Origin of the sequence: Kitasatospora sp. NPDC093558, from assembly GCF_040683475.1 — a bacterium.
Lineage (GTDB): Bacteria > Actinomycetota > Actinomycetes > Streptomycetales > Streptomycetaceae > Kitasatospora.
Window position 1 is genome coordinate 1 of sequence record NZ_JBFBDY010001329.1, and the last position, 1,134, is coordinate 1,134.

Below are 1,134 nucleotides of genomic sequence, written 5' to 3' on the forward strand. Positions count from 1 at the left end.
CAGGAAGTCGACCCCGCCGACTTCCCGCTCCGCGCGGCCCCGCCGACCCGCACCGGGGCGGCGGGGCTCCCGGCCGCTTCCCCGCAACTGCCTTCCGGGGACTGGCGGGGAGCGTCATTCCACGTGCGGCATGCGGGGCCGGCTGTCGGCGATCCCGCGCGGGTCGGAACGGACTCCCGGCGTTTGTATGGCATCTCCGCCGTCCGGGTCGACTTCACCGTGTGTCCACCGCCGAGGCACGGGCGCCGGTGCGCACCGGAGGAATGATCCACCGAGATCCATTCGTATGCGATCCGAGTGTGGGAGTTCCTGTGAAGATGCGTGTTCTGACACGGGCCGCCGTGGTCGCGGCCTCCGTGGTGGCGTTGACGGCGACCGAGGCGAGCGCCGCTGTCTACACCCCGGTCACCAACCCGTCGTTCCTCCAGCCCTATGTCGACCCCGTCGGCGCGGACGCCTTCCTGCGCATCAACCTCGACAGCAACGCCATCCCGGGATGGCGGGTCTTCAAGGGCAACGTCGACGTCTACGGGCGGGCAGCGGCGAAAACCACCAACGGCTCGCAGGCCGTCGATCTGAACGGGGACACCCCCGGCGGCATCGAGCAGGCGATTCCCACCGACCCCGGGGCCGACTTCCGCGTCTTCTTCCGGGTCCGCGTCAACGACCACCCCTTCTGCGTGGCCAACGCGAAGGGCGTCCTCCAACAGGTCCGGGTCGGCTTCGCCGGCGCGTTCGTCCGCACGACCATCGATGTGGCCGCCGCCGACGACCCCGGCCCGTTCCGCAACTGGGCCCAGGTGAACGTCACCCTCACCGCCCTCGAACCCATCAGCCGTCTCCAGTTCAGCTCCGACGTCCCCGGCGCCTGCGGGGCACTCATCACGGACATCCGCGTCGTCCAGGCCTGAGCCACCGGCAACAGCCGGAACCAGCGGATACCGGCGCACTCGGCCGGGTTGGCGCCGCCCGCGCCGCCGGCTTTCCGGTCACCGTCGCGGGCCCGCGGGTTTCGCCCGGCTCGACTGAACCCTGCACAGAAAGTCGGCCCCGCCGGCTTTCCACTCTCCTCAAGCCGGTTCGGCGCCGCCCCTCCGCAGTGGCGGCGCCGACAAGGAAACGCCCCGAACCTCT

At 71.0% G+C, this 1,134-nt stretch carries 1 protein-coding gene; it reads left to right on the forward strand.

The window, feature by feature from the left end:
• Positions 1-317: 317 nt before the first annotated feature.
• The gene (locus AB0O00_RS40735; protein ID WP_363659699.1) at positions 318-911 is read left to right on the forward strand and encodes a hypothetical protein; all 594 of its coding nucleotides are present in this window, start codon (positions 318-320) and stop codon (positions 909-911) included.
• Positions 912-1,134 lie beyond the last annotated feature (223 nt).